Below are 6483 nucleotides of genomic sequence, written 5' to 3'. Positions count from 1 at the left end.
AAGTGATCGTGGCCCAGCGGGCCGAGATCATCGAACTGCGGCGGATGCTGGCTCTGGAGGGGCTCCGCAAGCCGGCGTACCACCAGTACGACGCCCTCTTTGCCCTCTGAGCTCCCCCGGAGGTTGACCATGGCCAGGAACATTCCCCGTAGATCCTTTCTTGCTCTGGTGGCCGCTGGAACCGGGGGCCTGGTGCTGGGGCGTGCGGCCCTGGGCCGGCCCCAACCTTCGGCCGGGGGGGCTGCCCCTGCCGTGATCCGCTCCAGCGGGGGCCTGCTGGATCTCGAGCTGGTGGCTGGCGCCACGCCGGGCTGGCTGCCGCAAGGCCCGGCATGGATCCTCACCTACAACGGGCGTTCGCCGGGGCCCCGCCTTGAGGTGAGGCCGGGGGACGCGGTGCGACTGAGGTTCCGGAACCAGCTGAAGGCGCCCAGCAATCTCCACTACCACGGTCTGCACGTCTCCCCCGGCGGATCGGCCGACAACGTGTTCCTCTCGATTCCTGGCGGCGAATCCTTCGCCTATGCGTTCGAGATTCCGGCAGATCACCCTGCCGGGTTGTTCTATTACCACCCCCATCGCCACGGCACCGTTTCCGATCAGGTGTTCGGCGGGCTGGGGGGAATGCTGGTGGTGCGAGGGGAACTGGATGAGCTTCCCGAGGTGCGGGCCGCCCGGGAGGAGTTCCTGTTTCTGAAGGATTTCCCCACCGCCACGGAGGGCAGCACCCGGGGCTACGGCTTTTCGCCGATGCAGCGGATCTGGGGCCGCCAGGGGGAGCTCCTCACGGTGAATGGACAGATCCAGCCCGATCTGCAGGTGAGCTCCGGTGGTCTGCTGCGGCTGCGGCTGGTGAATGCGTCCAACGCCCGCTTCTACCGGCTGGCCCTCGAGGGTCATCCCTTCCACCTGATCGCCACCGATGGCGGGGCGATCCCTGCGCCGATCGAGCTCCAGGAGCTGCTGCTGGCTCCCGGTGAGCGGGCCGACGTGCTGGTCCAAGCCAACCGCAGCCCGGGGCGCTACCGCCTGCAGGCCCTTCCCTACGACCGGTTCGCCGGTGGCATGGGCATGGGTGGCGGCATGGGCATGCGCATGGGCATGGGCAGAGGGGGGATGGGCATGGGCTGGAGAGGTGGCAGAGGCAGAGGTGGGATGGGTAGGGGAGGGATCGGAATGGGCAGCCCGCCTGGATTCATCACCCAGACGGCTTCGGCGACCCTCGCCACAGTCAGCTATGTGGGCGAAGGCCCACCGATGCCACTACCACGGCAACTGATCGCGGTGCCAGCGTTACCGGAGCCCACCCGCACGCGCAGCTTCAGCCTCTCCCACGCCATGGGCCCCGGCATGGGCATGGGGTTTCTGATCAACAACAACGTCTACGAACACGCCCGTGTGGACACCACCGTGCGGCTGAATGAAACGGAAGAATGGATTCTTCTGAATTCAGGGATGATGGATCATCCTTTTCATGTGCACGTGAATCCCTTCCAGGTGATCAGCCGTAACGGCCAACCCGAACCCTTTCGCGCCTGGAAAGACACAGTGGTGGTGCGTCCGGGAGAAGAGGTGAGAATCCGCACAGCCTTCCGCAATTTTCCCGGCCGCACGGTGTACCACTGCCACATCCTCGATCACGAGGAGCTGGGAATGATGGGCACTCTGGAGATCAGCACCTGAGCGGACGCGACCAACCTGGATCCCGCTCCTCCCTCACTCCACCTCCAGCACGCCTCGCACCATGTTCATCCCGCAGTGGAAGGGATAGCTGCCGGCTTCTGTAGACGGCAACTCCAGGCGGGTGGTGGCATCGAGGGGCAGGTCAAGGGTTTTGTGGAAATCGGGGAAGATCACCTGGGCCACACAGCCGCTCGGATCGATCCTGTGAAAAGCCAGCCGCATCGGCCTGCCGGCCTTCACTTTGATTCTTGAGGGCGCATAGCCGCCATCCACGGTGATGGTGATTTCCTGAAAGCCCGCCTCGCTCTCGCGGGCCGCCACCCCACCGCCATGGCGTCCCAGGAACCACCACAGTTCCCAGGCGATCAGCACCACACCAACGCCGGCGACCAGGGCCTTCAGCACCACGGGCTGGTCGATGGTGCGCCAGAGCGGTTCGGCAGCAAAGAGATTGGTCATCAGCTAGCGGCAATGGGAAGGGGTGCGGGCCGGAAGTTCCGCAACCTCAGGGCGTTGCTCACCACCGACACGGAGCTGAAAGCCATGGCGGCGCCGGCAATCATCGGGCTCAGCAACCACCCGGTGAGAGGGAACAGCAGGCCGGCGGCGATCGGGATGCCGGCCACGTTGTAGGCGAAGGCGAAGAACAGGTTCTGGCGAATGTTGGCCATGGTGTGGCGGCTGAGCTCGATCGCCGCCGGCACGCCGGCCAGGTTGCCGGAGATCAGGGTGATGTCGCTGGCGGCAATCGCCACATCGGTGCCGGTGCCCATGGCGATGCCGACATCCGCCTGGGCCAGGGCGGGGGCGTCGTTGATGCCATCCCCCACCATCGCCACCGGGCCCTCTCCCTGCTCCTGCAGCTTGCGAATCACCGAGGACTTGTCGGCGGGACGCACTTCGGCGATCACCCGCTCGATGCCCACCTGGGCGGCCACCACTTCGGCGGTACGGCGGGCGTCGCCGCTGAGTATCACCACCTGCAGGCCCAGGCGCCGCAGAGCCGCCACGGCAGCCGCTGAGCTCGCTTTGAGGGGATCGGCCACCCCGAAGCAGGCCTCGATCCGTCCGTCCACCACCACGGCCGCCACACTGCAGGCGGCGGCCTCAAGACGCTCCACCAGGGGCTTGAGGGCGGCGGTGTCGATGTCGAGCTCGTCGAACCAGCGGGGGGTACCGACCCGCACCTGCTGGCCGGCGATCGCTCCCTGCACGCCGCGTCCGGCCACGGCCTCGAAGCCCTCCACCGCAGGCAGTTCACTGTCCTTCAACTGGCTGCGGGCATAGGTCACGATCGCTTCGGCCAGGGGATGCTCCGAGCGGGATTCCAGCGCGGCGGTGAGCGCCAGAAGGGTGTTGGCCGGCAGCACGCCACCGCTCAGCCGCTCGAAATCGGTCACCTCCGGCTGGCCGCGGGTAAGGGTGCCGGTCTTGTCGAGCACGATGGTGCGCAGCTTGCCGGCCGTCTCCAAAGCCTCGGCGCTGCGAAAGATCAGGCCGTTCTCGGCCCCCTTGCCGGAGGCCACCATGATCGAGGTGGGGGTAGCCAGGCCCAGGGCACAGGGACAGGCGATCACCAGCACGCTCACCAGAAACAGCATCGCCAGCACTGGGTTGCCGCTGATCAGGAACCAGATCACGAAGGCGGCGATGGCCAGGGCGATCACCACCGGAACGAACCAGCCCACCACCTGATCGGCCAGGCGCTGCACCTGGGTGCGGGAGCTCTGGGCCTGGCGCACCAGCTCCACGATCTGGGCCAGCACCGTGTCTGTGCCCACCCGGCTGACGCGGAACGTGAAGCTGCCGCTGCGGTTCATCGAAGCACCGATCACCGTGTCGCCTGCAGCTTTGGCGACAGGAGTGGGTTCACCGGTGAGCATCGATTCCTCCACCCAGGAGCTGCCCTCCTCCACCACCCCATCCACGGGCAGCTTCTCGCCCGGGCGCACCTGCACCAGGTCCCCCACCCCCACCATCGACACCGGTACTTCAACCGGTTGTCCCTCCCGCAGCACCCGGGCGGTGGGGGGCTGAAGCTGCAACAGCCGCCGGATGGCCTCTGAGGTCTGGCCGCGGGCACGGGCCTCCAGCAGCCGGCCCAGCAGCACCAGGGTCAGGATCACCGCCACGGTTTCGTAGTAGACGTCGGCCGGCAGGCCTTCAGCGATCAGCACCTGCGGGAACAGGGTGGTGAACAGCGACGTGAGGTAGGCAATGCCGGTGCCAGCCGCCACCAGGGTGTTCATGTCGGCGGAGTGCTGCCGGAACGCCGAGACGGCGCCGGTGAAGAAGTCACGCCCGCACCAGAACAGCACCGGAGTGGTGAGGATCAGCTGGGTCCATGGGCTGGTGAACCAGGGCGGCAGGAACGGAAGGCTGTGAAGCCCCAGCATGTGGGGCAGGCTGGAGAACATCACCAGGACGGTGAGGACGGCAGCCACGCTGACCTTGCGGCGCAGCAGGGTGCGCTCCCGGGCCAGCTCCCGCTCCATGCCGTCCGCCGATCCGGCTGGGGTTTCGGCGTGGCAGCAGGGCGGGCCGGGGGAAGGGTCACTCATTGGATGCGTGGCATCAGTGGCCTGGAGTAGGCGCGGGGCTATCCCTTCAAGCTAGTGATGTCCAGCTAGATGGAGAGTTATGTCCCGTGATTTTCGTATCCTGATTCCTGATTTTTCGCATTTGAGCTCAGTGATGTTGGTCGCTTTGGGGGGCCGCCGAGCAGCAGGCCGACGCCTGATATGGCAATGATCAACGTGAGTATTCCGATGATCGCCGAGTAATAGGGCTGCAGGTTGATCATCCCGAAGTTGCCCGTGTGGATCTTGAGGAGCCAGAAAGCATCGATGTTGTTCGCCAGCATCAGGCCATAGATCGAGCCCGACAGCGCGGTGATGATCAGAGGGACCGCTGCGATCGGCACCAGGGCTCGATGGACGCGGCGGCCCAGGTGGCGGCGGCTCATGGGGATTCCCGGCGCGTGGGGTCAGTTGTTCTGCAGGGCCTTGTGGAGCGCCTGCTCATTGGCACAGGGCATCCACAGCGAGCCCATGGCAAAAGTGCCCTTGCACTTGAGCTCGGCGGCACGTTTTTCAGCTTCCTGCTATGAATTCCGCCGGGTCCGCAGCGGCGCCGTGATCCTCGATGGCACCACTCCCGCAGAGCGGCGATACCGCTGCAGCGAAATCGGCTCCTACGACCGTGCTCAGTGTCAGGCGACAGCGAAAACTTGAGGACCTATTCCGGATGTCGCTTGACAAGGAAAGCCAGACCACCTCAATCACCCCAGTTCTGGCCTTGGTATATGCCCCTGTTTTCGCATAGTTGCCCTCGGTTATCCAGAATCTCCCTGGCATTCACAGGGGGCCAAACGCAACGGTTAATCGCAATACCGAACAAGCTAAAAACCGTTTCTTGCTTTCGTAAGACATGACCTCTTATCCATGCTACGTTCTTTGCGTATACCTTTAAAGTGCGAGTAAATTATGGAAAAAGGCTTAGGAAAGTTTGAGAAGTATCTCTGGTTATGGGTCATTTTGTGCTTGTTGATTGGAATATTTCTTGCCCAATATTTTCCCAATCTTAGCTCAGTAATGAATAAATGGAAAATAGGGAATGTCTCAATTCCCATAGGAGCTTGCTTGTTTTTAATGATGTATCCAGCATTACTTAACTTTAAAATCAGTGAGGTAAAAAAGCTTCTTAAAGCTCCCAAGCCAATAGTACTTACCTTATTGTCCAATTGGTTGATTGCTCCATTGGTAACAGCAGTTCTAGCTTATTATTTTCTAGAAGGACACGATCAGCTGATTGTGGCACTTATATTGCTAGGCTCCAGCCCTTGTACGGCAATGGTTATTGTTTGGGGAAGCTTAGCAAAGGGCAATCAAGAACAAAATGTGATTACAACAAGCATAAACACTTTTACAATAATGTTCTTATATGCCCCAGTTGTCATCCTGCTAACAGGCGTTCAAGGGATAGACATTGATAAATTCGAGTTATTCATTTCCGTTTTGATATTCATTGGCATCCCCATGCTGACGAGCCTTGTCTCGCGTAAACTTCTAATCAAGCGTAAAGGGAGAGTCTGGTTCGAAAATGTCTACAGGCCTCTTCTGGGCAAGATTGCTATAATTGCATTGCTATTTACTTTAATACTTCTATTTGCTTTAAATGGAGAAGTGTTGATACAAAACCCTCAAGACATGCTTCTAGTTTCAGTACCACTTTTGATTGGGTTTGTGATTATAGTAGCACTGAATATACTGTTAACAAAGCTATTTAAACTGAACTATAAAGAAGCAATTATAACTGTGATAATAGGCTCTTCGAGTCATTTTGAAATTGCCATAGCCACTGCCATAGCTCTATTTGGCTTAGGATCTCAAGCTGCCCTCGGTACAACCATGGGACTGTTCTGGGAAGTGCCAATTATGTTGGGATTGGTGCATTTTGGTAAATATCTAAAACGAATATCTTTTTGGAATGGATAGTAGCTTACCTAATCGAACCTAAGCTGAAGATAAACGTGGGCAAGGCCCGCAACGTGATCAACGTGCTCAGCGCCGCTGGGAGCGCACCTACCAGCGGTTGGAGCTGATCAGCCGAGAGCTGGCCATTGAATCGGATCTGTGGCTTAGGAAGAGCGGTCGGCGGGGCGCTGATCATGGCCCACGACGCCCTGGTCAAGAGCACCAACGCCACGGTCCGGCGCTTCGCGCGGCAAGTGATCGTGGCCCAGCGGGCCGAGATCATCGAACTGCGGCGGATGCTGGCTCTGGAGGGGCTCCGCAAGCC

5 protein-coding genes and 1 pseudogene are annotated in these 6483 nt (G+C 60.8%); 2 read left to right on the top strand and 4 right to left on the bottom strand.

What is annotated here, in order from left to right; genetic code table 11:
• The first annotated feature begins 168 nt into the window (after positions 1–168).
• A complete protein-coding gene (locus KUG41_RS15100; RefSeq protein WP_371734172.1) occupies positions 169–1683 on the top strand; it encodes a multicopper oxidase family protein in 1515 nt (504 codons plus the stop codon).
• 33 nt (positions 1684–1716) lie between these two features.
• On the opposite strand, the gene KUG41_RS15095 is transcribed toward KUG41_RS15100, so the two are convergent.
• The 4 genes and pseudogenes from KUG41_RS15095 to KUG41_RS15700 all read right to left on the bottom strand — a co-directional run.
• Positions 1717–2142: a cupredoxin domain-containing protein gene (locus tag KUG41_RS15095; protein WP_216905032.1), complete on the bottom strand. Its 426-nt coding sequence runs from the start codon at positions 2140–2142 to the stop codon at positions 1717–1719.
• Positions 2142–4244 (bottom strand): copper-translocating P-type ATPase, encoded by a 2103-nt coding sequence (locus KUG41_RS15090; RefSeq protein ID WP_216905031.1) that lies wholly within the window; start codon positions 4242–4244, stop codon positions 2142–2144. Before KUG41_RS15090 ends, KUG41_RS15095 begins: the two co-directional genes overlap by 1 nt.
• 77 nt (positions 4245–4321) lie before the next feature.
• The gene (locus KUG41_RS15085; protein ID WP_254217348.1) at positions 4322–4648 is read right to left on the bottom strand and encodes a hypothetical protein; all 327 of its coding nucleotides are present in this window, start codon (positions 4646–4648) and stop codon (positions 4322–4324) included.
• Between the two features lie 21 nt (positions 4649–4669).
• A pseudogene (locus KUG41_RS15700) lies at positions 4670–4774 on the bottom strand (hypothetical protein); the annotation flags it as partial.
• 394 nt (positions 4775–5168) lie between these two features.
• On the opposite strand from KUG41_RS15700, the gene arsB reads away from it, so the two are divergent.
• On the top strand, positions 5169–6179 hold the full coding sequence (arsB, locus tag KUG41_RS15075) for an ACR3 family arsenite efflux transporter (RefSeq protein ID WP_216905030.1): 1011 nt from the start codon (positions 5169–5171) through the stop codon (positions 6177–6179).
• Positions 6180–6483: the final 304 nt, after the last annotated feature.

The sequence above is a fragment of the Synechococcus sp. CCY 9618 genome, from assembly GCF_019038415.1.
In the GTDB taxonomy this organism is placed as follows: Bacteria; Cyanobacteriota; Cyanobacteriia; order PCC-6307; family Cyanobiaceae; genus Cyanobium.
Note: the sequence above shows the minus strand (reverse complement) of the source record. Positions and strands in the feature narration are given on the sequence as shown.